Source organism: Tropicimonas sp. S265A (assembly GCF_049800835.1).
GTDB lineage: Bacteria > Pseudomonadota > Alphaproteobacteria > Rhodobacterales > Rhodobacteraceae > Dinoroseobacter.
Genome location: NZ_JBNAFU010000002.1, coordinates 268,943 through 291,951, shown reverse-complemented (window position 1 = coordinate 291,951; position 23,009 = coordinate 268,943). Strand labels below are relative to the sequence as shown.

Genomic DNA, 23,009 nt, shown 5'->3' with positions numbered 1-23,009 from the left:
ACCCGTCAACTGAGTTCCAGATCATGCGTCTTTCCTACTTGCTACTTGCAGTCTGGCTCTGGGTTTTACCCGGTGCGGCAGTTGCACAAGACACGCGTCTGGTGATCGTCGAACAGGCGGGATGTATCTATTGCGTTCACTGGGACCGCGACGTCGCGCCAGAATATCCGAAGACCGCCGAAGGCCGGGCCGCCCCTTTGCGGCGGGTCGACATTGGTGACCTGCCTGAGGACCTCAAACTGAAGTCGCGCCCTGTGCTGACCCCGACGTTCATTCTGGTCCAGGATGGTCAGGAAGTTGCAAGGCTTGAAGGGTATCCGGGTGAAGACTTCTTCTGGCCGCTTCTGAACAGAATGCTGGACGAGGCGGGCATCGAGCGTACGATACCGGAGGAGACTAAATCATGACCCTGAAATCACTCGTCACGGCTGCGAGCCTTGCACTGTCATCTGATGCTGCGATTGCAGACGATTCGGCCTTCGTCGAATTCAAGGTTCTGAAACCGGAGATCGCGCTTCAGGCAGCGGTCGCCGCCATGGAACACTGTCGCGCCAACGGGTATCAGGTTGGTGTCGCGGTCGTTGACAGGTTCGGAATCACGCAGGCCTTCGTCCGAGACAGATTTGCAGGAGCACACACCATAGAGACCGCAACCCGCAAAGCGTGGACAGCAACGAGTTTCCGCAGCAGCACGACCGAGCTGGACCTCGCGACGCGACCGGGCGAGCTTGCCGCTGGGATTCGGCAGGTGAGTGACGCCTTGCCGTTGGGAGGCGGGTTGGTGATCGAAGAAGGCGCGGGATCTATCGTTGGCGGCATTGGCGTCTCAGGCGCACCCGGCCCCGATATCGACGATGTGTGCGCCGAGGCCGGTATCGCGGCGATCGAAGACGCGATCATGTTCTGACATCGCGCTGGTCGCACACTCGAAAGCCCCTGAATATGCCCCTGCCCCAAGTCACTGCCGATATCGACGAGAAGGAGATGGACCAGATCCTCTCCAACGCGACGGCTGCGGCGAACCTTCTCAAGGCAATCGGACATGAGGGGCGCCTGATGATCCTGTGCCATCTGGCCTCGGGCGAGAAGTCGGTCACAGAACTGGAAAGCCTGCTCTCGGCCCGCCAGGCGGCCGTGTCACAACAACTGTCGCGGCTACGGCTCGAAGGTCTGGTGGAGCCCAGGCGCGAAGGAAAAACAATCTACTACAGTTTGACCGATGATCGGTCGAGGGCGATCATCGAACTGGTTTATGAGCTCTTTTGCCAGAATGAGTGACAAGAGACGCTCCTGATCTACCGCGAATGGCTTGCTTGGGAGGCGCACCATGGACGGACTATCCGGATTCGAGATCACCGCTTTGGGCGGTCTGCTCGGCGGCGTTCTGCTGGGGTATGCGGCACGTGTCGGACGCTTCTGCACGCTCGGCGCCATCGAAGACGCGCTCTATGGGGACAGCTTCGATCGGCTGCGCATGTGGGCGCTCGCCCTTGGCCTGAGCATCATCGGTTGCGCAGGTCTTGTCGCGTCGGGCGTATTAGACCGCGCCGATCTGTTTATCGTCCGGGACGGGTTTTCCCCCATCGCCGCGTCGCTTGGCGGGGTCTTGTTTGGCTACGGCATGGCGCTGGCAGGCACTTGCGGCTATGGGGCGCTCGCGCGGCTCGGCACCGGTGACATGCGGGCGTTTGTGTTGGTCATGATCCTCGGGATCAGCACCTATGCGTCCCTGTTCGGCCCGTTGGCGCCTTTGCGTCTTGCACTGTTCTCGATGGAGTTCGGGCGCATCAATGCGCCCGTGACCATGGACGGTCTCGTATCAAACCTGACGGGTGTATCATCTATTCTTGTCGCCAGCCTGATTGGAGCCGGGTTTTGCGTCCTTGGCGCCTGGTCAGGCCAGCGTCGCAAGGCGGCACTATGGGGCAGCCTCGTTGCAGTCGGCATCGTCACCGGCTGGGGCATCACTGCTTGGGTCGCCCAGACGAGTTTCGACCCCGTCGGCGTCCGGTCGCACAACTTCTCTGCACCCGTCGGGGAAAGCATCGCCTGGGTGATGATGAGTTCGGTGCGCCCCGTGGGCTTCGCGACCGGTTCAGTCATTGGCGTCGTTATCGGGTCGGCACTTGGCAGTTGGCGGCTTTCTCAGTTTCGCTGGGAAGCCTGCGAGGATCCGCGTGAGCTGAAACGTCAGGTTGCCGGAGCGGTCTTCATGGGGTTCGGGGCGACACTCGCACTGGGATGTTCGGTCGGACAGGGGCTTTCTGCCTTTGCGGTGCTGACACTGAGCGCCCCGATCGTTTGCGTTTCCATTTTCGTCGGTGCGGCTGTCGGGTTGCGCCATCTGATCTTTGGATGGCCCGGGTTTCGGTCACTGCAAGGATAGTTGATCGCGCCCGCCGCGGTTACCCCGAATGTGCGGCCTGAGAACCTGTCGCTACAGGGTCAGGGACGAAGAACGTGTGTTGCGCACGCCCCCCGTGCTTCGAGGCGTAAGTCGCTTCATCGGCATCGGAAAGGATCTTGTCCCCCTCTGGTGCATCGTAGAATGAAGACAACGTGATTCCGATACTCGCAGAGATGCGCGCGACTTGCCCCTCAAACATGATCGGTTCTTCGAGTCTGGCAATAATCCGTTCTGCAATTCGAGCGAGCAGAGCCTTGTCGTTACAATCCCGCAGCAGCAGGACGAATTCATCCCCTCCCACACGACAGACGACATCCTGTGATCTGGTCTCGCTTTGAAGCACGTCGGCGACACGCAGCAAGACATGATCGCCCGCTGCATGACCGAGCGTATCATTCACAGACTTGAAGTAGTCGAGGTCGACATGCATGAGCCCGAAACCCTGCGGCCCCGGTTGGGCAACCATCTGTTCCAGGGCAACATCCATCGCGCGGCGGTTGTTCAGACCCGTGAGCGTATCGGTCAGCGCCCGCTGTTCCGCATCACGCTTCGACGCCTGCAACTTGAGGTTGAGCGATTGCGATTCCGCCATGACGGCCGCATTTGCCTCGATCAGGTAGAGCATTTCCACCGCCAGATCTGCCGCCGCGAAGTCGCTGATATCGAGCTTGAAGCGGCGCACCGCGTCATGCACCGAAATACCAAACGACAGGTTGATGAACGCGCCAGCCCCACCGGGCAAGGCCACGACGACTCCGCGCAACGAAACACCGTCGATATCCTTCAAGGTGGCTTGAACACGCGTTGTGTTCAGCCGCAGGACCTGGTCAAGGCTCTTGAGCTTTCTGGGGCGTTTGAACTGCAGGACGTCAAATAGCAACTTGCCATCAACGTTCTCTGCCCCCAGCACTTTCTTGAGCGTCCGCCCTGCATGCAGCAGATGCCCCGACGGCCCAACCCAGAGATGCATCGGCATCAAGGCGTCAAGAGTCCGCGCCGACAGCCCGAGAACGCGCGTGTTTTCGGCCTTTGCGCTCATGCCATCGCCCCCAGATCAAACTCGCGCCCCTCGGCAAATTGGCGGTCTAGCACCGAAACCTCGAGATATGCGGTTCCATCCTCATCGGTAAGCGTTTCCGTGAAAGCCAGTGCCCCGTAATCATCTGCCATTGCCCGCAAAACACCGGCGATGACGTGAATTCCCTCGGGCCTGTGCCACGTGTAGTCGATACGATAGCGCTTGCCACCCAGAGGGTTGAGCTCCAGCGAGGGAATATCGAGTGCAGGGACAGCGAGCCGGGCGCGCCCACGCAGGTCTTCCAACGCGTTCAGAAAATCGGAAAAACTGGATCCGCTGAACCTGAGGAGGCGACGGAGCGCCTGAATGTCCGGGCTGGAGATCAGGAACGTGCCCATATCTTCGAGGATAGTTGCGCTGTCCTTGCCCAGAACGGCCTCGGCTTCTTCGAGTGTCCGGTCAAACACGTCTTCAGGATAAATCAACATGGACTCGAAATGGCCGTCCGGCACACACGCACGGGTAGCGATTTCAGCCCATACTGGCGCGCCGTAGGTTTCGCGCAAAAAGCGCTGAAGGGATGTTGTAATAAGTCCGTGCATATCAATCTCCGCCTTGGGAACCTTAGGCGGCAGAGTCTTAAGAAAGCGCCAAGTTCAGCGCGGCAGAGACAGGAATTCCTGCTCGCCCACCCGCAGCGCCGGAATTCGGGGCGGCACTACGGCGAATTCCCCGTCCAGGATCGCGCGCAACACACGCTCGGGATCGCCGGTTTCGCGCGACACCAAGGGGCGCAAGGCAAGGTCCCCACGGGGTTCACGCAACACCAGGTACCCTTCGATGTCGTCAAACTCCGTCCAGATCATCACATGGACCTCGGCGCCGGGAAACTCCGGCAAACTGTCCGAAACCACGCCGGCGCATCTTCCGACGCCGCGCCGGCATGCAAGCAGCCAGTCAGAAACATACTGATCCGGCAGATCTTCAAAGAACCTGCTTGGCCATTGCGCCCCTTCTGGACGCAGCGGCATAAGGCGCGCCAAAACGGCCCGCTGGTCTTCGATCGGTTCGGATCTCGCGTCGCCTGGCCCCGGAACGCTGCGCAGGTCCGCCAGCATCCGCGACATCTCGGCATCGGCGTTTGCCTCAAGTCGCACGAGGGCGGCGCGACCCGCGACACCCCACAGGTTTGCCATTTCGAACAGCGGGAGGTTCTCTGCCGAAGACCTCCCCGCCTCGTAGCGCGCCACCTGGTTCTGCGCCGAGATGCGTTCCGGGTTCAGCCCCGGCGTGAGGCTGAGCGCGCTCATCCCCAGAACCCCCAGCCCGATCCAGATGTTGGTGCGGCGTATACGACGGTGCCAATCCCCCCGCAACAAAACGCTTGCTGCGTACCCCATCGCGTACGCGAGGCAGAGCACGCATATCAGCGACGCAGCCACCCGCTCGGGTGTCCAGCCATATTCAGATACCCGCGCCCAGATCGCATAGCCGGCCAGCACTGCCAGGACAGGCATCAAGAGCGCGGCCACCTGCACGGAAACAAGCACAAGACGACTTGGGACGCTGTCTCCGAAGTCGCAATCAAGCGCTGCGCTGATCAACGTGGCCAGCCCAAGCGTCATGGTCATGAGCGTCGCCGCTGCGGACAGCCCCGAAAATGCCTGATCAAGCCCCTGAAACGGCACGCGCGCAACGAACACCACGACCACCAGCGTCACCGGGATCAGAAGAAGCTGGAACAGCCGCATCAGAAGCACCGGGGAGAGATACGCACGCTGTTCATACAGCACCGAGAGCGCCAACCCGACCACCAGTCCGGTTGCGCCAAAACCGAACGACGGACGATCCAGCAAGAGATCGAGCGTTTCAAGACCGACCAGCGAAAGCAATAGGTTGGACATCATGTAGACGCCCCAGAACACCCCGACGAACAAGGCCGAAGCCACGGCACGAATGACAATGCGCCAGGCCTCGTTGAACAGAATGATGTAGTTGAGTGCTTCTCCGCGCTGCAAGGCCACCAAATACGGCAGAGACACGACCACAAGTGCAAAGAACGCAAGGAAGGGCTGCGGCGTGCTGCTCATCCCGGTCAGGTCTTCGAACCGCAGGCTGGCCCAAAGCAGCAGCAGCGGGGCACACACGCCGGGCACCAATGCCCATAAAAGTGCGCGTGGCATGGTCATGGGACCCGACAGAAGCAAAGCAGGCACGAAATACGCAAGGCAGACCGACACAAGGGCAAGCTCAAGCCTGGGTTGGCCCAGCACGTCCAGTACGAATTCCGACAACGCCCAGAGCGCAAGCCCTGCCGCGAGGCCGAACAGTCCCATCGCGGCCCGAAAACCGCTTGCGTCGTGGCGTGGTTCCATATGCCAAACCTAACCCGCCGCGCATGAGCAGGGAAAGCGAACATGGAACGTGATGCTTAGAAATCGGTAGGCGCGCCGCCTTCGGCCTTGCGACGGTGGACAAAGGCCTGCAACGCCTCGCGATACGATGGGTCCATGGGCGGCGGTTCGAACTCGGCGATGATCTCCTTGTAGAGGCGATGCGCACGTTCGGCCGCCCAGAGACCACCATCTTGCGACCATGCCTCGTAGTTGCGCCAATCTGACAGAAAGGGCTGATAAAACGCCGTCTCGTAGCGCTCCTGCGTGTGTGAAACACCGAAAAAATGGCCTTTCGCGCCGACTTCCGCGATGGCCTCAACGGCAATATCGTCCGGCCCAGTCGCAACAAGCGCAGGGTCGAAATACCGTTGAATCTGCTGCAAAAGCTCACAATCCATGATCAGTTTTTCCGGACTTGCGATCAGGCCGCCTTCGAGCCAACCCGCCGCATGATAGACCATGTTGACCCCGGATTGCACCGCCGACCAGAGACTGTTCGAAGTCTCCATCATCGCTTGAGCATCCGGAACGTTCGCCGCGCAAACGCCCGACGCCCGGAGTGGCAGCCCGTAAAACCGCGCCATTTGTCCGGTCATCTGCGTGGCGCGCATGTATTCCGGTGTGCCGAATGCCGGGGCCCCTGACTTCATGTCGACGTTGGAGGTGAATGTCCCGATTGCCACCGGTGCCCCGGGCCGGATGTACTGCGCCAGCGCAATCGCGCAAAGCGCCTCGGCCAGCGATTGCGCCACAGCGCCCGCCATCGTCACCGGCGCCATGGCTCCGGCGAGCGTAAAGGGCGTGACAATGAGCGCCTGCCCGCGCCGGACGATCCGCATTGCTCCGTCCAGCATGGGATAGTCATGCTTGAGCGGCGAGGTGGAATTGATGTTGGTGTACATATGCGCACGCGCCTCGAACGCCTCGGGGCTCAGACCGGCGGCAAGGCGGACCATCTCCATCACATCCTCGACCCGTTCGCGGCCCAGGCAATAGGCATGGGCAACCTTGTCCGTCAGCGTCAGCTTTTCGTACAGAACATCGAGGTGGCGGACCGAGGCATGCACATCAACTGGTTCGACGGGGTATCCTCCGACGACGTGCAGGCAGTTGAAATGCTGGATAAGCTTGAGAAAGTCACAGCACTTTTCCAACGTCCCCGGGACCTTGCCCGTGGTGAGATCCCAGTAGTTGGGTGGCGAAGAGACGTTGACGAACACCATGTGACGCCCACCGATGGTGATCTGACGATCCGGGTTGCGCGGCGTGATCGTGAAACTGGAGGGCGCCTTGGCGACCATTTCCATGACAAAGTCCCGCCCCATGCGGACGGTTTGACCTGACACGGAACACCCGGCCTCCTTGAGGATAGCGCAGGCTTCCTCGTTGAGAAACTCGATCCCGATCTCCTCGAGGATCCGCATGGCGCCGTCATGGATCGCGGCGATCCCTTCGGGGCCCAACGGTTCTGTCGGCGCATCCGTGTTGAGCGGCGGGTCAAATGGCATCTGGGCAAAAAGCCCCGCGGACCGGCGTCGGGTATTGCCGCGTCGCCCTCCGCTGCGTCGGGTTTGTCTTATCTGGTCCTGAGCCATGCGATCCTCCGCCACTGGTTCCATGAAACCGCGAGACGCAGTCGCGCGCGGGGCAGAAACCGACCGTTGCTGTCGTTTTAGACATGCGGTCGCAAGTCAGATACCGCCGGTCGTGACCCGAGTTCTCTTTGGGCCTAGGCAACCCTCTGGAAGGACTGCTATCGCTTAGCGCCATGCCGCATGGCACCTCTTGCTAAAGCTCGCCCTACGAAGTCAGGCTGAAACGACCAGAAGGAACACCATATGATCCATGCCAAATACATGGCCCTGCTTGCCACTGCCGCGTTGATGAGCGCCTGCGCCAACTCCGGCGCCAACTACGTGCCGGTGATCGACGGCGCAGTGGGCCCGAACTTCAACAGCGATCTGGCGCAATGCCAGAACCTTGCCGCCAGCCAGTCGGTCGTGGATGGCCGCACCGCGGGGTCAGCCGCAACCGGTGCCGCAGTTGCAGGTGCCTCCTCGGTGATCTTCAACGACAACAGCGACAATCTTGGTCGCGCTGCCGCTGTGGGTGCCTTGGCGGGGGCCACCGGAAGCGCGATCCAGAACAACGCCAACCGAGAGGCGATCGTACGCAACTGCATGCGTGGCCGCGGGTACAACGTCGTCGGTTAGAACAGGGGAAGCGAGCGCTTCGTTCAGGCGCGCTCGCGCTGTGCCGGTGCGGTCATTTCCGCGACCAGACGGCCTTGCATCATTTGCCCGATGTCAGGCAGAACCTCGTCCGCCAGGGGGGCGAGATCGGGTTCCGTTGCCATGCCGGTCAAAACGCCGATCGTTTTCATTCCCGCCGCACGGCCCGCACGCAGATCATGGGTGCTGTCGCCCACCATGATCACAGTTGAAGGATCAAGCCCTTCGAAATCGCAAAACGCGTACAACATGCCTGGGTCCGGTTTGGCGCCATAGCCGCTATCATAGCCAAAAACCTGGTCAAAATGGCTCAGGGCACCTGCGGACTGCAAATGCGCGCGTGCGGCATCTTCGGTGTCGTTGGTGGCAACGCCCAGCCGCAGGCCCGACCCCGCCAGACCGCTCAGGAAAGGCACAAGCGGCGTCGCTTCCGAAAGGGTCACGCACTGTGCCATGCCATTCAGTTCCAGCAACACTTCCTCCTCGCTGCGCTCGGGGAGTTCAGCGGCGAGGATGATCGCAATCTCGGCATTTGTTCCCGCGATCGCGGGACTGTCGGCATGGAACCGCCCCAGTAGCCTGTCAAACCGCACGGCGTCGGACAGACGCTGGCACGTCGTGTCATCGCCACGCGCCAACCGGGCGAGGGCTCGTTGCGCCCAACTGCCCCAGGTGCGCTGAAAATCGAACAGCGTTCCGTCTTTATCAAAAATGACTCCTGCGAGCATGCTGTCCGACCCCGCGCCCACGCGCTGTGTGTCCCGGTCCGCGTTTCCGCTTACAGGCGACCCGCCAGACCGCGTGCGCAAGCGAGGGCCGCACACACGAAAGAACAGGTCCAATTTCTCCCATCCGGACGGCCGCAAGATACGCTCGTCCGGTCTTACCCAGTGTCAATTCTTGCACATTTTCAGGTGATTGTCGCAAGCAAGATTATTTCGCGTCGGTTTGACGCGGCATTGGCGATCAGGTCCAGTGTACCTGTCCACCCCCTGGCAGGGACTGCTTTGCTTCGAGCGGAGCCTCGTAGTTCAAACGATGGGTGTCGCAGAACCTGACCACCCACGCATCGTCCATTGTCAGAAACTCGAGGATCGAGACCAGGAACTCTGGCTCGTTCAGGCGTGCCTTCAAATCCTCGGGACTGGCGCCCGTCGCTCCCATGAACACGCCCAGCAATTCCTCGTCCGAGGCAATCCAAGCGAGCGCCTTGAGCGCGATCGCCTCGGCGGATTCCTGCTGCATATCGCCTCCTCCCCAGAAGACCCTAACCGTTTGTTAACCACTCTGGCCCTAAACCTGTTTACCAAAAGGTAAAGGGAGCAACGATGTCCGGAACAATACTCGTCATCGACGACGTTGCAACAAACCGGATCGTCATGAAGGTCAAGCTGGCCTCGGCCTGCTATCAGGTTTTGCTCGCCGACAGTGGTCGGCAGGGCCTTGAAATGGCGCGGAAGGCGTCGCCGGATCTTATCCTGCTTGATGTAGTCATGCCCGACCTTGATGGATTCACGGTGTGTGAGCGCCTGAAAGCGGACCCCAAGACCGCAGACATCCCGATCATCATGATCACGTCGCTGGAAGACACCGATGCGCGGCTGCGCGGTCTTGCGTGCGGGGCGGAGGAGTTTCTGTCCAAGCCCCTGTCGGAGGTCACGCTGCTTGCGCGCGTGCGCAGTCTTCTGCGGTCCCATTCTCACGCAGCGGAACTGCTGGAGCAGGCGCGAACCCCGGAACTTGAGGGGTTTGCCGACGCGCAGACGGGCTTTGCCGGCCCCCGCAATGAATGCATAAGCCTTGTGCTTGCACCGGACGGGGCGGGACCGGGCTGGGCGAACGGACTGCGCACCCGTATCCGCGAGGATGTCCGTGTTCTCTCGCGTCCCGAAGCACTGGAGGCCAGCAAGGACCAGGCGCAGGTCTTCGTGATCGAAGCGGATGCGCAGCGCCCCGATCAGGGCATCGACATCCTGTCGGAGCTGCGATCGCGCCCGGCAACGCGCCATGCAGGGCAGATTTTCGTCGTCCGCGCCGGCGAGGCCGCTCTCGCCGCACGCGCATTGGATCTGGGGGCTGATGACGTCGTTTACGCACCGGTCAGCATAGACGAAATGGCCCTGCGATTGCGCTCCCAATTGCAGAGGAAGCGAGCCACGGACAAGCTGAGAGGAGAGATGTCGGAGCGCCTGAGGCTCGCTGTCATCGATCCTTTGACCGGACTCTACAATCGCCGCTTCGGGATGAGCCAACTGGCAAACCTCGCGACCGAGTCAGCCCGGGAAAACCGTGACTTTGCAGTGCTGCTGCTGGACTTTGACCACTTCAAGACAGTCAATGACCGTCACGGTCATGCGGCAGGCGATCAGGTGCTGCGCGAAACCGCAGCGCGGCTTCGGACGCATTTGCGGTCCCTCGATATTGTTGCGCGTATCGGCGGCGAAGAATTCATGATTGTCCTACCGGACACGGACATGACAACCGCCGCGCAAGTGGCCGAACGTCTGCGCAGCAAGATCGAGGCCGCGCCGGTGCCGATCCCGGCCCCGACCAACGCCGAAGTCGGCGTGACCATCAGTATCGGCCTTGCTGCGGGCGGCAGAACCGAGCCAACCGCAAGCGTTTCGGAAATTCTCGACCGGGCAGACCGCGCGCTCTACGCGGCGAAGGCCGAAGGGCGCAACCAGATCGTGATCAGCCCGGGTCAGACCGCAGCCTGAGCCTAATCGGGCCGCTCGGATTTGCCGCCCGGCGCCCTGCGATCCCGGACTGACTTCCGAAACTCCTGTTCCAGCCGGGTCGCATATGCCCGGCGCGCGTCGGCATCCATCGCCGAAACGACCTCTACCAAGGCAGCACGCCCCGCTTTTGCGCGTCGCAAGGCCCCGTCGCTCTGCTGTTCCATCAAGGCTTCGAACGCTTGCGCATCAAACGTGTCGGCGCGGAGCAGATTGAGCATCTGGCGAGCCCGCCGCATCGCCGCACCGGCACGTTCAATACGATCGGGTCGACCGGCGCGTATCTCGCGCAAGAAACTGCGTTGTTCGGCGTCCGACAAGGCGCGCAACATCGGCACCTGCCCGTCGAGTGCACCGCGTGGCGCAGTCCGACCGCCAAATGCCACCGCTCCGATAACCAAGCCCAAGATCAAAAGGTTTGCCGCAAGCGAGCCGTAAAAGAGCAACGTGCGCCCGCGCCCCCAGCCCGTTCGAGGTGGCGTTTCGACAGGGTCCATCTACCCCCCCTCCAGCAGCAAGACATCGTCGTAGTTCGCAAGAAACAAATCACCGCCCGATACGATGCCTCCGGACAGGTATTCCGTACCGAGCAAGCTCAATTGTGTGGAAAAGCCACTTCCGAGCCCGATGCCGAGCATCAGGCAGACCGCCAAACCGCCCAGTGGGCGCCAATCCGGCAGGCTTATCCGCCACCGGGGGCGCGCGCGGATCGGCTTTGGTGCACTGACCAAGGTGGCCTGCACATTCAATCCGTCCCGTGCGACCCGCTCCATGAAGTCCGGTGACGGGCGGGCACGGTCCTGCCGCGCGGCCGAAAACATGTCCAGCAGAGGATCAAGGTCGGACTCAGGGTCGTGGGTCATCTTCATATCCCAGTTCAAACCGGCGTTGTGCCAGGTTCTCTTTCAGCGCGCGCCGTCCGCGCGCAATAAGACTTTCAACGGCCTCTACGGAGATGTCCATGATGGCCGCAATTTCCGGATTTGCCATCTCTTCGAGGTGCCGAAGAACAACCGCTTCGCGCTGGCGCGACGGGAGTGTGGCAAGCGCCGTTTCCAGAGCGGCGGAGCGACTTTTCTCCAGCACGATGCTGGCCGCTGACGGCCCGGTATCGGCAATGCGGTCAAGCCACTCGTCATCACTCATCGCCTGCGGGATGCCGGACGCGCGGCGCAAGCGGTCGATGCACAGGTTACGCACCACGCGCAAAAGCCAGGTGGCTGGCTGCGCCGGGCCACCCTGATCCCAGTTCGCCGCACGGTTCCACAGACGCAGCATGCCCTCCTGGGCGACATCTTCGGCTTCGGCCCGATCGTGCAACAAGCGCATCGCATAGCTGAATGCCTTGGGCGCAAGGCGCGCCGTCAACACACGGGCCGCGTCGGGATCGCCATTGCAATACCGAACCAGCCAGACCGAGTCCGGGATGGACATGTCCGTCGAGGATACGCGTGTCATACCGCAGGCCTAGCCCGATCCTGTGTCTCGGGCCAGCGCGCAGACCCTGTCCGCCACGCGCTGACCTGATATCCGGCGCGTGACTACTTGCGCTCATGTCCACGGTGGCGGCCTTCGGGGCGTTCCACACTCATGAACTCTGCGCGTGTCACCACACCGTCACCGTCAACATCCGCGCGTTCGAACAGGCGTTCACTACGACGATCCGAGCGCGCCATTTCATCGGGGCTGAGGCGCCCGTCATCATTCGCATCCAGCCGGTCCATCATGCGCGTGCTCATGCGGTCTGCTCGGTCAGCCATGCGCGCCGCAGCCGCGGCCTGCACTTCCTCGAGGCTGAGGAACCCGTCGCCATCGCTGTCGGCGTCCTGAAAACGGGATGCGGCGAGGTTTTCGATCTCGTCTCGGGAAAACTGGCCGTCACCATCGGCGTCGAGGCGATTGAACATCTCCTCGCGGATTTCGGTGCGATCCAGGTCGCGCCCACCAGGGGAAGCCATGGCAAGGCTTGTCGCGCCCATCACAAGCAAGACGGCAAGGGTAAGGGTCGGTTTCATGTGTGCTTTCATCGTTTGTCCTTTGGTTGGGCGCCCACCTTTTGCGGTCGCCTTACCAACACACACGCTGCACGCCGAAGATTCCGTCGCACTTTTACAAAAAAAAATCTTTCCCTCTGAATTTGCGACATCCCGACGCAAGACAAGTTGTCAAGCAGACCTTTGGGGCAAGGGGGCTTAGGATGTTTGCGCGAACAGGGTTTGGGAGCCCACAATGACAACCGAAGCCAATCAGGCGGAGCGAGAGCTGCGCCCGTCACTCTTCCGTGGGTGGCGTAGACGATGCCCTTCGTGCGGCGCGGGACCAATGATGCGCGGATACCTGAAGGTGCGCGACAGCTGCCCCGTCTGCGGCCAACACCTGTCTGGACATAGAGCCGACGACGGGCCCGCCTATCTGACCATTCTGATCGTCGGGCATCTGATGGCCCCGCTGCTGCACTGGTATTTCGTAGCACTCCGGCCCGATCCCTTGAACATTATCGCGGTTTTCTCGGTTGGGTGCGTTGCAGCTTCGCTCTATCTTCTGCCACGACTCAAAGGGGCGATGATCGGATACCAATGGGCGCGTCGCCTGCATGGTTTCGACACGCCATCGGCACCTGCCCCCTGAGCGCCCCTACGCCGGGAGACAGAGTTGGACAAAACCGCCATTCGACATGCAGCGACCGTGATCGTCGTGCGCGACGCCCATGCGAAGACGCCCTCCGTGCTGATGGGTCAACGCGGTGCCAAGGCGGCGTTCATGCCTTCGAAGTATGTGTTCCCCGGCGGCGCGGTGGACCCCGATGATGCCATAGCGTTGCAAGTGGATGAAATGGCCCCCTCATGCCGGACGAAACTCGGGCACGACGCGCGCGGCACGTCGGCGGCAGCCGTGGCCGGGGCGGCCATTCGCGAACTTTGGGAAGAGACCGGGTTGCGGCTCGGGATCAATGCCCCGGCCTCTGACAAGCCTGAGCTATCCGAAAGTTGGCAGAGCTTCTTTGCCAGCGGGGCGCAGCCGGCACCGTCGGCCTTGCGCTACGTATTTCGCGCCATCACCCCGCCCGGACGTCCGCGCAGGTTCGATGCCCGGTTTCTACTGACCACTGCGGATGCTTTGATGGATGATCCGGATGACTTTTCGAAAGCATCAGACGAGTTGAGCCACCTGCATTGGGTACCTCTGGCAGAGGCACGCGCGTTGAACCTGCCGTTCATCACCGAGGTCGTGCTGGGTGAGGTCGCAGGCGCTTTGCCGGATTTGGCGGCGCCCGAAGGTGTTCCCTTCTTTCAGCATGACGACACCCTCTCGAAATTCGCGCGCCTCTAGTATGGCATTGGATGAGCCCGATGCGCCGCATCGATCTCTGCCAGAACCTCATCCGTCAGCGTCAGGTCCAGTCCGTTCAGGATATGGTCGAGTTGCGGCAGGGAGGTGGCGCCGAAAATGACCGACCCCATGAACGGTCGCGAGGCGGCAAAGGCGAGCGCCATATGCACAAGGTCGAGTCCATGCCGCTGCGCAATATCCGCATAGGCGGCAACTGCGGGATAGACACGCTCCGTTGCGCGTCCGCCAAGGCTGCCGTTCAGCGCCTTGCGCGAGCCGTCCGGCACCTTGCCGTCCTGGTACTTGCCCGTCAGCAATCCGGCGGCGAGCGGTGAAAAGGACAGGCACGGAACGTCTTCGTAGAGACTCGCCTCTGCAAGATCGGTGTCGAACAGGCGGCAGAGCAGGGAATACTCGTTCTGGATCGAAGCAACACGCGGCAGCTGCTTGACCTCGGAAACCCGAATCCATTGCGCCACTCCCCAGGCGGTTTCGTTACTCAGCCCGATGTGGCGGAGCTTGCCCGCCTTCACGAGTTCCTGGCATGTCTCAAGCACTTCGACAATATGGCTGAGCGGACCGGTCTTGCCGACCGGATTGGGTGCATAGGTCCAGTTCTGCCGGAAGTGATAGGATCCACGGTTCGGCCAATGCAGTTGATAAAGGTCGATGTAGTCCGTGTCCAACCGGCGCAGGGAGGCATCTACGGCCGCTTCGATTGTCTGGCGAGAAATGGGCATGCCGTCGCGGACCGCCTTCAGTCCTTCGCCCGAAACCTTCGTGGCGAGCACGTAGTCCGCGCGCCGCCCGGGATTTGACGCGTTCCACGCGCCAAGGATCGTCTCGGTATCACCGATGGTTTCCGCGCGCACCGGTGTTGTCGGATACATCTCGGCGGTATCGACGAAGTTGATCCCTGCGGCCAAAGCCGCATCGATCTGTGCGTGCGCCTCTGCCTGCCCAGTCTGCGTCCCGAAAGTCATGGTGCCGAGGCAGAACTCGCTGACCCGCAGCCCGCCGCGCCCAAGTGTATTCGTCTTCATCCAATTCTCCTTGATCCGGCGCGATCCTAGGCTCTTGCTGGCCAAGAGCAAGCCTGCGACAAGCCGGGCATGCCTTTGTGGATTCCCGTGACGATCTTTGCCGCGTTTGCGCAGAACCTGCGGTTCATGCTGCAACGGCATCTAAAGGTAACCACCCTGTCCACCGGCGGCGCGACCTTTTCCCGGTTCCTTTATTCCGCACCCTTGGTGGCCTTGATCGCGCTCGGCTACAGTGCCGCGCGCGAATTGCCCTTGCCGGGCTTCAGCTCTGCGTTCTGGGGCTATGCACTGGTCGGCGGGCTTGCACAGATCCTCGCCACGATGTGTGTCGTCGCATTGTTCGCAGAACGGGCCTTCGCCATTGGCATCACATTCAAGAAAACCGAGGTGATGTTGACCGCCCTGATGGGCATGATTGTGTTGGGCGAGGCAGTCAGCCTTGGCGCCGCCTTTGCCATCATGGTCGGCTTTGTCGGCGTTGTGGTGTTATCGGACCCGCCGGATGCCACGGGTAACTGGCGGCGCTTGTTCAACAAGGGAGCCGCGCTTGGGGTGGCCTCGGGCGCGTTGTTCGGCGTCTCGGCAGTGGGTTACCGCGGAGCGTCGCTCGAACTGGCCAGCGCAGATCCGTTCCAGCGTGCGGCCATCACGCTGATGGTTGTCACCGCGTTTCAGACTCTGACCATGGCCCTGTGGTTGCGTTTGCGGGAGCGCGGCGAGATCAGGCGCGTGCTGGCCTCTTGGCGTGTGTCCGTCTGGGTTGGCCTTTCCTCCATGCTGGGCAGTCTCGCGTGGTTCACGGCCTTCACCTTGCAGAATGCGGCATATGTCAAAGCGCTTGGGCAGATAGAGCTCGTGTTTTCTTTCATCGCCTCCACCTTTCTGTTTGGCGAGCAGACGACGCGGCGCGAAGTTCTTGGCGTTCTGATCCTCGTGGTGAGCGTCCTCATTCTGGTGCTGACGTTGTAGACCAACGCAATTGAGAACAAATAAGGAACATGTTACCCTAGGTACATGGCGATTCATACGTTGACGAAAGCCGGACTGACCGCGGGTGCGCTGCATCGCCCTGCGCGGCCTGCCTGCACACCCTTGCCGAACATGACACTGGCACTGTCCCGTGTGCACGAGCTTACAGGGGCCTCAAGGCGGTTTCTTGCCCTGCTGTGCGGTGCGGCGGCAAAAGGCCCGGTTTTGTGGATTCAACCCGCGTGGCAGGCAGATCAGCTTTTTCCAAGCGGCGTGGCACAGGTGCTGGACCCCGCCCGTATTCTGCCCGTCACGCCGACCCGGGCCGAGGATCTGCTGTGGTGTATGGAGGAAGCGCTGCGCAGTGCCGCAGCCCCCATCGTGATCGCGGATCTGCCCGCCCCTCCGGCCCTGACCCCGATCCGGCGGCTGCATCTGGCCGCAGAAACAGGTGCCGAGCGCGCATCCACCGCCCCCCTGGGTCTGATCCTGACCCCGGATCAAGGCGGTGCACCCGGAGTGGAGACGCGGTGGAACCTGTCTCCGGAGCACCGCCCTGATCAGACAGCCTGGCGGTTGACCCGGCAACGTGATCGCGCGGCCCCGCCCGCCACGTGGACGATCTGCAAAACCCACACAGGGTGGCAATCCACCGAGGTGGAGGTCGCGGAAGCGCTGCTCCGCCCTTCGTGACTGGTCGTGCGGCACGGTACCTCTACCTGCCGGTCATGACCCTGTGCCGCGCTCTTCTCGTGCTTGTTCTTGTGCTGCTGCCGTTCCGCCTCGTCGCGGAACCGCAAAGCTATATAATCGATCCGGCACAAACCGAAATTGGCTTTCGCTATGTGGTTGGTGGCCTCGAAAGCAGTGGCACAATGCCCCTTCGCAGTGCCGCGCTCAGCATTGATTTTCGACAACTGGGGAACACCCGCATTGCGGTAACGCTCGATGCCAGCCAAGCGCGGACCGTCCTCCCACTAGCGGAAAGCGCGCTCAAGGGCGCGTCCGTGCTCGACACCGCTCAGTACCCCGACATCCGTTTTCAGAGCACCCGGGTCAGCCCGGATGGCACCAGAGCCCGCGTCACCGGCGCACTAACCATCCGGGGCCAAACCCGCCCGATCAGCCTGACAGCGCGCTTCTTCCGCCTGCCGGACCGCGCACCCGAAGATCTCAGATCACTTGTCATTATCCTTGAAGGACAGCTGAACCGCAGCGCGTTCGGCGCGTCGGGGTTCTCCGATCTGGTTGAGGACACGGTCGATCTGCGCATCCAGGCAACCATCAACCGGTCCAAGTGACCTTGGCTACAGTTGCTCGACCGTCACCTTGTGGGGGTAGAATGCGATGTGGTCGCGGATCCGTGCGACACTGTCCTTGGGGCTTTCATAAGACCAACCTGCATCCTTGATTTCGCCGCTCTTGGCGTGGATCGAAAAATACGTTGCATCCCCCTTGTGCGGGCAATGAGACGAGGTTTCCGTACGTTCAAGGAACGCCATGCCAATATCGCTGCGCGGAAAATAAATCACGGGCTGCCCTCCGCCCTCGACCAATTCCAAAGCGTCCTTCGTCTCCCCGATCACGGCGCCGCCAGCCCTGATGACCCAAGTGCCCTCCGCCTTGTGAATCTTGATATGCTCAGCCATGCCGCTCTCCTCGATTAGACGTGTTTTGTTGCGTGATAGGGCGCGAACCATGACAGGTCCGTGACACGCCCCCAAAGCGCGGCCCGGACCGCTTAAATAGCGCGGGTTGCCCGCTTTAGCCAGCCATGCGCAAAAGCCGAGACATGGGGGGAAATTTTCGCTTCGACATCAGCATGATATGCGTTCAACCACGCGCGTTCTGCGGCTGTGAGTTCCGCTGTATTCACCAGTCGCGCGTCGATCGGCACGAATGTCAGCGTTTCAAACGACAGCATCTTGCGGTGCGTGTCGCCGCCTTCGGGGATATCCGCCGGCTGGACAACGACGAGGTTTTCGATCCGGATCCCGAACGCGCCTTCGCGGTAGTAGCCAGGCTCATTCGACAGGATCATTCCGGGCTGAAGCGGTGTGTCCGAAACGCGGCTCAGGCGCTGCGGGCCTTCATGAACGCTCAGGTAGACGCCCACGCCATGCCCCGTGCCATGGTCATAGTCCTGGCCCGCCCGCCACAACGGCGCCCGTGCCAATGCGTCCAGATCGCGTCCGGCGAGCCCCTCGGGCCAACGCGCCATGCTGACCGCAATCATGCCCTGCAAAACCCGCGTGCAGGCCGCCACGGCATCGTCGGGGGGTGCCCCCATCGCAATCGTTCGGGTGATGTCTGTTGTGCCGTCCTCGTACTGGCCACCACTGTCAACCAACAGCAACTCGCCCGGTTGGATCTGCCGGTTAGTCTCTTCGGTCACCCTGTAGTGGACGATCGCGCCGTTGGGCCCGGCCCCACAGATCGTCTCGAAACTGATATCGCGCAAAACGCCCGTGGCTTGCCGAAACCCCTCAAGCTTGGTCGCGACAGCAATCTCGGTGAGGCTGCCGGGCTCCTGCGCGTCGAGCCATGCCAGGAACTCCACCATGGCCGCTCCGTCACGCAAGTGTGCTTCGCGCGTTCCGGCAATCTCGGCGGGGTTCTTGCATGCCTTGGGCAAGACGCACGGATCCTCACCCCAATCGAACGCAACACCAGCCTCGCGCAACAGATTTGAGACCGCTTGGGGCGCGTTGCCCTTGTCCAGCCGAACCTTGCCGGTGAGCCCACCTAAAGCCGATGCGAAACCGGCCATTGGCGTTACATCGACGTTCGGGTCTGGCCCCAAGGCGGCGACCTTGTCTGGATCGGTAAAGAGGTGCACCTTCCCAGAGGCGTGAAGGATCGCGAAGGCGTGTACCACCGGGTTGCGGGGAATATCGCTTCCGCGAATGTTGAGCAGCCACGAGATGCTGTCCGGCAGGGTCAAGACTGCACTACTCTGCCCGGCTTCAGCCAACACAGCGCCAATCCGCGCGCGTTTATCTCCGGACGCCTCACCCGCGAACTCAATTGGCTGGCTTTTGGCCAGACCACACGGAGGCGCTGGCCGGTCCGTCCACACAGCATCCACAAGGTTATCAACCGCAACCAAAGAGATGCCGCTGCCGTTCAGGGCCGTTTTCAGAGCGTCGATCTCTTTGGCGGTGTGCAACCAAGCATCGTAGCCAACGCGCGCGCCGTTCGGACACGCGTTCACCAACCAGTCCCCCAGCTTGGTGTTGGGCCAGGCTACGATTTCGAATGCGTCAGCAGCCTGTGCGCGCCCCTGCAAGCGATAGCGTCCATCAACAAACAGACCCGCGCGATCGTTGAGCACGGCGCAAAACCCCGCAGACCCGGTGAAGCCGGTCAGCCAAGCCAACCGTTCGTCACACGGGGCCACGTATTCCCCCTGATATGCATCTGCGCGCGGCACCAGAAACCCGTCAACCTGCGCGTTCTGCATTGCCTCTCGCAACGCCGCAAGGCGCGGTGGGCCGTCCTGCGGGCGCGTGCGAACTTCGAAACTCTGGAACATCACCGCGCCTTGTTCACGCCCACGAAGCGCGCACGCGCGCGCGCATCCGTATCAAAAAGCGACGCGAGTTGCTCCGTCATGGCCCCGGCAAGCTGCTCCACATCCGTGATTGTCACGGCACGCTGGTAATACCGCGTCACGTCATGGCCGATGCCGATCGCGATCAGTTCGACTGCGCGGCGTTTTTCCACCATTTCGATCACATCGCGCAGGTGCTTCTCCAAGTAGTTGGCGGGGTTCACCGACAAGGTGCTGTCATCCACCGGCGCGCCGTCCGAAATCACCATCAAAATCTTGCGGGCTTCAGGCCGCGCGAGCATCCGGCGATGTGCCCATTCAAGCGCTTCGCCATCGATGTTTTCCTTCAGCAGCCCCTCTTTCATCATGAGGCCCAGATTGTCCCGGGTACGGCGCATGGGACTGTCGGCCGGCTTGTAAATGATGTGACGCAGGTCGTTCAGGCGACCGGGCTGCTGCGGACGACCCGCCGCCAGCCATTTCTCGCGGCTTTGACCGCCCTTCCAGGCGCGCGTCGTGAAGCCGAGAATCTCGACCTTCACCTGACACCGTTCCAGGGTACGGGCAAGAACGTCCGCACAGATCGCGGCAATCGAAATCGGACGACCCCGCATCGAACCGGAGTTGTCCAGCAACAGAGTGACGACCGTGTCGCGGAACTCCGTATCCTGTTCCACCTTGAAGCTCAGCGGTGTGGTGGGGTTGGCAACGACCCGGGCCAGGCGCCCAACATCAAGGATCCCCTCCTCCATATCGAACTTCCAGCTTCGGTTCTGCTGCGCCTGCAAACGCCGCTGCAACTTGTTGGCCAGCCGTGAGACCGCCCCTTTCAAAGGCTCCAACTGCTGGTCGAGATAGGCGCGCAGCCGCTCCAGCTCAGCAGGTTCGGCCAAGTCCTCGGCGCGGATCTCTTCGTCGAAATCGATTTCGAACACGACATAATTGGGGTCGGCTTCCGAATGCGGGGGCGGCGGGGGCGGCTCCAGTGGAGCGTCGCCCTCGGGAAGCTCGGCTTCGTCGGACATGTCGAGGTCCGACAGATCATCCATCGACACTTCAGCCTGGCTGGGGTCCATGTCCTGAGTGTCGTCGGGGTCCGGCGCAGCATCGCCCTGTTCGGTCTGCTCGTCGCCCTCGTTGCCCTCGTCGCTTGCCTGGTCCTCTTCGTCGTCCTCTTCTGAGCTTTCCTCGGACTCGTCATCCATGTCGTCGGGATCATCGCCCAACTGGTCTCCATACCCCAGATCGTCGATGATCTGGCGCGCCAGTTTTGCGAAGGCGGCCTGATCAGACAGGTCGCGTTCGAGGTCACGCAAGGTTTCACCTGCCTGATCCTCGATATGATCCCGCCAAAGGTCGAGGACGTTTTGCGCCCCTTCGGGCAGGTCCCGCCCGGTGGCAAGTTGGCGGATCAGGTAGCCTGCCGCGATCGGCAAGGGCGCATCAGAGGCCTGCGTGATCTGGGCGTACCCCTTGCGCTCGCATTCGGAATCGATCTTCGCATCGATATTTCCTGCGGAGCCCGGCATGGCACGTGCCCCGATGGCCTCGCAGCGCGCGGTCTCCATCGCCTCATAGAGGTCGCGGGCCATCTGACCTGCGGGTTCGTACTTCAGATGCGTCTGCGGGCTGTGATACTTGCGCCGCATCGCATAGGCGTCCGCGGTGCCGCGCGCGAGAAGAACTTCCGCCTTGGTCATTCTGCGACTGATTTGCGGAAGGCGTACCGCATCAGCCGTCATTCCTGGCGGATCGACAGAGTAGGTCACCGCCATATCCGGGTCGTCCGCCAGAACACGAGTGGCCTCGGCCAGCGCTTTCTTGAAAGGTTCGACGGGGTTATCGGGCTTGTTCATCAGGCAACACTATCCTTCGGCCAAGGGCGAGAAAGCGCCCCGGGTTCTGATATAGCGTTTATGCCGGTCGTGAGCAGGATTGACCAGACCAGCGGGGCGCTTTGGACTCAGGCTGCACGACGGGGACGCCGCCTGCGCTGTGGCTTGGCGGATTTGGGTTTTTCCCCGGCTTTCGAAGTGGCCTTGGAAGCCGGTTTGGGCTTGCCGCTTCCCCGGGTTCCATCCTGCGGTTTGCCTTGCCCAACGGGTCGGCCGCCACCGCGCCGGCGACGCGGTTTCGGAGCCTCTTCGACATGCGAGGGCCACGGTTTTCCGGAAGCAACCGGTATGCTGATACCCATGAGCTTTTCGACGTCGCGCAAGGACCCGGCCTCGTCCGCCGCACAGAAGGCAATTGCACATCCATCCCGCCCGGCGCGTGCGGTGCGACCGATCCGATGTACGAAGTTCTCCGTCACGTTCGGCAGGTCAAAATTATAGACGTAGCGCACATCGGGGATATCGATGCCGCGCGCTGCAACGTCCGTGGCGACCAGAACCTGCAACTCCCCATTGGCAAAGGCCTTCAGCGCGCGCTCGCGCTGACCCTGAGACCGGTTTCCATGGATGGCCGCAGCACTGTGGCCTGCCGCACCAAGCTTGCGCGTAAGCCGGTCTGCCCCGTGCTTTGTCCGCGAGAACACCAACGCAAGTTCCCCCTTGTGCGTGTCCAGAAGCTCGATCAGCAATCCGGTCTTTTCGGACTGGGCGATGTAATGCACTTCCTGCCGAATCTTGTCGGCAGCTTTGCCCGGTGGGCTGACTTCGACCCGCACCGGGTCTGTCAGATAGGACCGAGACAGTTCCGCCATCTGCTTGGGCATGGTGGCCGAGAACAGCATCGTCTGGCGGTCGCGCGACAAGAGCGGCGCGATCTGGCGCAGCGCGTGGATGAACCCGATGTCGAGCATCTGGTCAGCTTCGTCCAGCACCAGGAACCGCGTCTTGTCGAGCCGCAATGCCCCCCGGTCCAGAAGGTCAATCAGACGACCGGGTGTTGCGACAACCACATCGGTGCCGCGGGAAAGGCACTTGATCTGCGGTCCCAGCGCAACACCGCCGACGACGCGCTGCATTTTCAGCGGTGTACCGTCGGCAAACGCCTTCAGACTTTCGGAGATCTGGTTCACCAGCTCCCGCGTGGGTGCGAGGATCAGCGCGCGCGCAGATTTCGGCTCAGGCTGCCGGCTGTCGCGCAGCAGCGCCGTGATCAGCGGCAGACCAAACGCCGCCGTTTTTCCGGTGCCGGTCTGGGCAAAGCCCATCACGTCGCGCCCTTCCAGAGCCAGCGGGATCGCCTTTTCTTGAATGGGTGTCGGGGCCGTAATACCCTGTGCAGACAAGGTTCTGATGAGACTGTCGCTCAGCCCCAAGGTAGAGAAATTCATGATATCCTTTCCGCGACCGAAGTAGTCGCCGGAGACGCGCC

General features: G+C 61.8%; 26 protein-coding genes. 11 read left to right on the top strand and 15 right to left on the bottom strand.

The genetic code is table 11. From position 1 onward, the window contains the following. The first annotated feature begins 23 nt into the window (after positions 1–23). The 4 genes from ACP15N_RS09040 to ACP15N_RS09025 are packed head-to-tail and all read left to right on the top strand — an operon-like array spanning position 24 to position 2,386. Positions 24–407, top strand: coding sequence for a thioredoxin family protein (locus tag ACP15N_RS09040; RefSeq protein WP_425091914.1), 384 nt, complete (start codon positions 24–26; stop codon positions 405–407). Beyond that, complete coding sequence (locus ACP15N_RS09035; protein ID WP_425091913.1) at positions 404–907, top strand: GlcG/HbpS family heme-binding protein; 504 nt, start codon at positions 404–406, stop codon at positions 905–907. Before ACP15N_RS09040 ends, ACP15N_RS09035 begins: the two co-directional genes overlap by 4 nt. Before the next feature lie 35 nt (positions 908–942). Next, positions 943–1,278, top strand: a complete 336-nt coding sequence (locus tag ACP15N_RS09030) for an ArsR/SmtB family transcription factor (RefSeq protein WP_425091912.1) — start codon at positions 943–945, stop codon at positions 1,276–1,278. Positions 1,279–1,327: 49 nt separating this feature from the next. Further along, entirely contained in the window at positions 1,328–2,386 is a 1,059-nt protein-coding gene (locus ACP15N_RS09025; RefSeq protein WP_425091911.1) for a YeeE/YedE family protein, read from the top strand. A gap of 19 nt (positions 2,387–2,405) precedes the next feature. Here the strand turns inward: ACP15N_RS09025 and ACP15N_RS09020 are convergent, their stop codons facing one another. The 4 genes from ACP15N_RS09020 to ACP15N_RS09005 are packed head-to-tail and all read right to left on the bottom strand — an operon-like array spanning position 2,406 to position 7,416. Beyond that, a complete protein-coding gene (locus ACP15N_RS09020; RefSeq protein WP_425091910.1) occupies positions 2,406–3,446 on the bottom strand; it encodes a diguanylate cyclase domain-containing protein in 1,041 nt (346 codons plus the stop codon). Beyond that, entirely contained in the window at positions 3,443–4,027 is a 585-nt protein-coding gene (locus ACP15N_RS09015) for a heme NO-binding domain-containing protein (protein ID WP_425091909.1), read from the bottom strand. The genes ACP15N_RS09020 and ACP15N_RS09015 overlap by 4 nt, the downstream gene beginning before the upstream one ends. Before the next feature lie 54 nt (positions 4,028–4,081). Continuing rightward, entirely contained in the window at positions 4,082–5,800 is a 1,719-nt protein-coding gene (locus ACP15N_RS09010) for a hypothetical protein (protein ID WP_425091908.1), read from the bottom strand. Positions 5,801–5,856: 56 nt separating this feature from the next. Then, positions 5,857–7,416, bottom strand: coding sequence for a trimethylamine methyltransferase family protein (locus ACP15N_RS09005; RefSeq protein WP_425091907.1), 1,560 nt, complete (start codon positions 7,414–7,416; stop codon positions 5,857–5,859). Between the two features lie 243 nt (positions 7,417–7,659). Here ACP15N_RS09005 and ACP15N_RS09000 point away from each other — a divergent pair, with 243 nt between their 5' ends. Further along, the gene (locus ACP15N_RS09000; RefSeq protein WP_425091906.1) at positions 7,660–8,034 is read left to right on the top strand and encodes a glycine zipper family protein; all 375 of its coding nucleotides are present in this window, start codon (positions 7,660–7,662) and stop codon (positions 8,032–8,034) included. A gap of 23 nt (positions 8,035–8,057) precedes the next feature. Here ACP15N_RS09000 and ACP15N_RS08995 read toward each other — a convergent pair whose 3' ends face one another. Continuing rightward, positions 8,058–8,780 carry an HAD family hydrolase gene (locus tag ACP15N_RS08995; protein ID WP_425091905.1) on the bottom strand — a complete coding sequence of 241 codons (723 nt, stop codon included), beginning with the start codon at positions 8,778–8,780 and terminating at the stop codon, positions 8,058–8,060. A gap of 238 nt (positions 8,781–9,018) precedes the next feature. Beyond that, a complete protein-coding gene (locus tag ACP15N_RS08990) occupies positions 9,019–9,297 on the bottom strand; it encodes a DUF3572 domain-containing protein (protein WP_425091904.1) in 279 nt (92 codons plus the stop codon). A gap of 83 nt (positions 9,298–9,380) precedes the next feature. On the opposite strand from ACP15N_RS08990, the gene ACP15N_RS08985 reads away from it, so the two are divergent. Continuing rightward, positions 9,381–10,772, top strand: coding sequence for a diguanylate cyclase (locus tag ACP15N_RS08985; protein ID WP_425091903.1), 1,392 nt, complete (start codon positions 9,381–9,383; stop codon positions 10,770–10,772). Between the two features lie 2 nt (positions 10,773–10,774). Here ACP15N_RS08985 and ACP15N_RS08980 read toward each other — a convergent pair whose 3' ends face one another. The 4 genes from ACP15N_RS08980 to ACP15N_RS08965 form a co-directional block, all read right to left on the bottom strand. Beyond that, positions 10,775–11,287 carry a periplasmic heavy metal sensor gene (locus tag ACP15N_RS08980; RefSeq protein ID WP_425091902.1) on the bottom strand — a complete coding sequence of 171 codons (513 nt, stop codon included), beginning with the start codon at positions 11,285–11,287 and terminating at the stop codon, positions 10,775–10,777. After that, complete coding sequence (locus ACP15N_RS08975; RefSeq protein WP_425091901.1) at positions 11,288–11,653, bottom strand: hypothetical protein; 366 nt, start codon at positions 11,651–11,653, stop codon at positions 11,288–11,290. Beyond that, a complete protein-coding gene (locus ACP15N_RS08970; RefSeq protein ID WP_425091900.1) occupies positions 11,637–12,248 on the bottom strand; it encodes a sigma-70 family RNA polymerase sigma factor in 612 nt (203 codons plus the stop codon). The genes ACP15N_RS08975 and ACP15N_RS08970 overlap by 17 nt, the downstream gene beginning before the upstream one ends. Before the next feature lie 83 nt (positions 12,249–12,331). Continuing rightward, positions 12,332–12,805 carry an EF-hand domain-containing protein gene (locus ACP15N_RS08965; protein ID WP_425091899.1) on the bottom strand — a complete coding sequence of 158 codons (474 nt, stop codon included), beginning with the start codon at positions 12,803–12,805 and terminating at the stop codon, positions 12,332–12,334. A 214-nt stretch (positions 12,806–13,019) separates the two neighbouring features. Here ACP15N_RS08965 and ACP15N_RS08960 point away from each other — a divergent pair, with 214 nt between their 5' ends. Together ACP15N_RS08960 and ACP15N_RS08955 are read left to right on the top strand one after the other, a co-directional pair. Then, the gene (locus ACP15N_RS08960) at positions 13,020–13,418 is read left to right on the top strand and encodes a DUF983 domain-containing protein (protein ID WP_425091898.1); all 399 of its coding nucleotides are present in this window, start codon (positions 13,020–13,022) and stop codon (positions 13,416–13,418) included. 24 nt (positions 13,419–13,442) lie between these two features. Beyond that, the gene (locus tag ACP15N_RS08955; protein ID WP_425091897.1) at positions 13,443–14,120 is read left to right on the top strand and encodes an NUDIX hydrolase; all 678 of its coding nucleotides are present in this window, start codon (positions 13,443–13,445) and stop codon (positions 14,118–14,120) included. Here the strand turns inward: ACP15N_RS08955 and ACP15N_RS08950 are convergent. After that, a complete protein-coding gene (locus ACP15N_RS08950) occupies positions 14,117–15,163 on the bottom strand; it encodes an aldo/keto reductase (protein ID WP_425091896.1) in 1,047 nt (348 codons plus the stop codon). The genes ACP15N_RS08955 and ACP15N_RS08950 overlap by 4 nt on opposite strands. 69 nt (positions 15,164–15,232) lie before the next feature. On the opposite strand from ACP15N_RS08950, the gene ACP15N_RS08945 reads away from it, so the two are divergent. From ACP15N_RS08945 to ACP15N_RS08935, 3 genes are read left to right on the top strand one after another with little or no spacing between them, the layout of a single operon-like run. Then, positions 15,233–16,132, top strand: a complete 900-nt coding sequence (locus tag ACP15N_RS08945; RefSeq protein WP_425091895.1) for an EamA family transporter — start codon at positions 15,233–15,235, stop codon at positions 16,130–16,132. A 45-nt stretch (positions 16,133–16,177) separates the two neighbouring features. Beyond that, the gene (locus ACP15N_RS08940; RefSeq protein WP_425091894.1) at positions 16,178–16,825 is read left to right on the top strand and encodes an ImuA family protein; all 648 of its coding nucleotides are present in this window, start codon (positions 16,178–16,180) and stop codon (positions 16,823–16,825) included. Continuing rightward, entirely contained in the window at positions 16,822–17,433 is a 612-nt protein-coding gene (locus tag ACP15N_RS08935) for a YceI family protein (RefSeq protein WP_425091893.1), read from the top strand. Before ACP15N_RS08940 ends, ACP15N_RS08935 begins: the two co-directional genes overlap by 4 nt. 6 nt (positions 17,434–17,439) lie before the next feature. Here ACP15N_RS08935 and ACP15N_RS08930 read toward each other — a convergent pair whose 3' ends face one another. From ACP15N_RS08930 to ACP15N_RS08915, 4 genes are all read right to left on the bottom strand, one after another. Further along, positions 17,440–17,781, bottom strand: coding sequence for a DUF427 domain-containing protein (locus tag ACP15N_RS08930; protein ID WP_425091892.1), 342 nt, complete (start codon positions 17,779–17,781; stop codon positions 17,440–17,442). 92 nt (positions 17,782–17,873) lie between these two features. After that, positions 17,874–19,667, bottom strand: coding sequence for an aminopeptidase P family protein (locus ACP15N_RS08925; protein WP_425091891.1), 1,794 nt, complete (start codon positions 19,665–19,667; stop codon positions 17,874–17,876). Next, entirely contained in the window at positions 19,667–21,541 is a 1,875-nt protein-coding gene (gene cobT, locus ACP15N_RS08920) for a cobaltochelatase subunit CobT (protein WP_425091890.1), read from the bottom strand. The genes ACP15N_RS08925 and cobT overlap by 1 nt, the downstream gene beginning before the upstream one ends. 107 nt (positions 21,542–21,648) lie before the next feature. Further along, on the bottom strand, positions 21,649–22,968 hold the full coding sequence (locus tag ACP15N_RS08915) for a DEAD/DEAH box helicase (protein WP_425091889.1): 1,320 nt from the start codon (positions 22,966–22,968) through the stop codon (positions 21,649–21,651). Between the last annotated feature and the right edge of the window lie 41 nt (positions 22,969–23,009).

What these genes read in the sequence shown, in the direction of transcription:
- ACP15N_RS09040 (WP_425091914.1), top strand. Translation starts at nt 24, where the DNA reads ATGCGTCTTTCCTACTTGCTACTTGCAGTCTGGCTCTGGGTTTTACCC.
- ACP15N_RS09035 (WP_425091913.1), top strand. Translation starts at nt 404, where the DNA reads ATGACCCTGAAATCACTCGTCACGGCTGCGAGCCTTGCACTGTCATCT.
- ACP15N_RS09030 (WP_425091912.1), top strand. Translation starts at nt 943, where the DNA reads ATGCCCCTGCCCCAAGTCACTGCCGATATCGACGAGAAGGAGATGGAC.
- ACP15N_RS09025 (WP_425091911.1), top strand. Translation starts at nt 1,328, where the DNA reads ATGGACGGACTATCCGGATTCGAGATCACCGCTTTGGGCGGTCTGCTC.
- ACP15N_RS09020 (WP_425091910.1), bottom strand. Translation starts at nt 3,446, where the DNA reads ATGAGCGCAAAGGCCGAAAACACGCGCGTTCTCGGGCTGTCGGCGCGG.
- ACP15N_RS09015 (WP_425091909.1), bottom strand. Translation starts at nt 4,027, where the DNA reads ATGCACGGACTTATTACAACATCCCTTCAGCGCTTTTTGCGCGAAACC.
- ACP15N_RS09010 (WP_425091908.1), bottom strand. Translation starts at nt 5,800, where the DNA reads ATGGAACCACGCCACGACGCAAGCGGTTTTCGGGCCGCGATGGGACTG.
- ACP15N_RS09005 (WP_425091907.1), bottom strand. Translation starts at nt 7,416, where the DNA reads ATGGCTCAGGACCAGATAAGACAAACCCGACGCAGCGGAGGGCGACGC.
- ACP15N_RS09000 (WP_425091906.1), top strand. Translation starts at nt 7,660, where the DNA reads ATGATCCATGCCAAATACATGGCCCTGCTTGCCACTGCCGCGTTGATG.
- ACP15N_RS08995 (WP_425091905.1), bottom strand. Translation starts at nt 8,780, where the DNA reads ATGCTCGCAGGAGTCATTTTTGATAAAGACGGAACGCTGTTCGATTTT.
- ACP15N_RS08990 (WP_425091904.1), bottom strand. Translation starts at nt 9,297, where the DNA reads ATGCAGCAGGAATCCGCCGAGGCGATCGCGCTCAAGGCGCTCGCTTGG.
- ACP15N_RS08985 (WP_425091903.1), top strand. Translation starts at nt 9,381, where the DNA reads ATGTCCGGAACAATACTCGTCATCGACGACGTTGCAACAAACCGGATC.
- ACP15N_RS08980 (WP_425091902.1), bottom strand. Translation starts at nt 11,287, where the DNA reads ATGGACCCTGTCGAAACGCCACCTCGAACGGGCTGGGGGCGCGGGCGC.
- ACP15N_RS08975 (WP_425091901.1), bottom strand. Translation starts at nt 11,653, where the DNA reads ATGACCCACGACCCTGAGTCCGACCTTGATCCTCTGCTGGACATGTTT.
- ACP15N_RS08970 (WP_425091900.1), bottom strand. Translation starts at nt 12,248, where the DNA reads ATGACACGCGTATCCTCGACGGACATGTCCATCCCGGACTCGGTCTGG.
- ACP15N_RS08965 (WP_425091899.1), bottom strand. Translation starts at nt 12,805, where the DNA reads ATGAAACCGACCCTTACCCTTGCCGTCTTGCTTGTGATGGGCGCGACA.
- ACP15N_RS08960 (WP_425091898.1), top strand. Translation starts at nt 13,020, where the DNA reads ATGACAACCGAAGCCAATCAGGCGGAGCGAGAGCTGCGCCCGTCACTC.
- ACP15N_RS08950 (WP_425091896.1), bottom strand. Translation starts at nt 15,163, where the DNA reads ATGAAGACGAATACACTTGGGCGCGGCGGGCTGCGGGTCAGCGAGTTC.
- ACP15N_RS08945 (WP_425091895.1), top strand. Translation starts at nt 15,233, where the DNA reads ATGCCTTTGTGGATTCCCGTGACGATCTTTGCCGCGTTTGCGCAGAAC.
- ACP15N_RS08940 (WP_425091894.1), top strand. Translation starts at nt 16,178, where the DNA reads ATGGCGATTCATACGTTGACGAAAGCCGGACTGACCGCGGGTGCGCTG.
- ACP15N_RS08930 (WP_425091892.1), bottom strand. Translation starts at nt 17,781, where the DNA reads ATGGCTGAGCATATCAAGATTCACAAGGCGGAGGGCACTTGGGTCATC.
- ACP15N_RS08925 (WP_425091891.1), bottom strand. Translation starts at nt 19,667, where the DNA reads ATGTTCCAGAGTTTCGAAGTTCGCACGCGCCCGCAGGACGGCCCACCG.
- cobT (WP_425091890.1), bottom strand. Translation starts at nt 21,541, where the DNA reads ATGAACAAGCCCGATAACCCCGTCGAACCTTTCAAGAAAGCGCTGGCC.
- ACP15N_RS08915 (WP_425091889.1), bottom strand. Translation starts at nt 22,968, where the DNA reads ATGAATTTCTCTACCTTGGGGCTGAGCGACAGTCTCATCAGAACCTTG.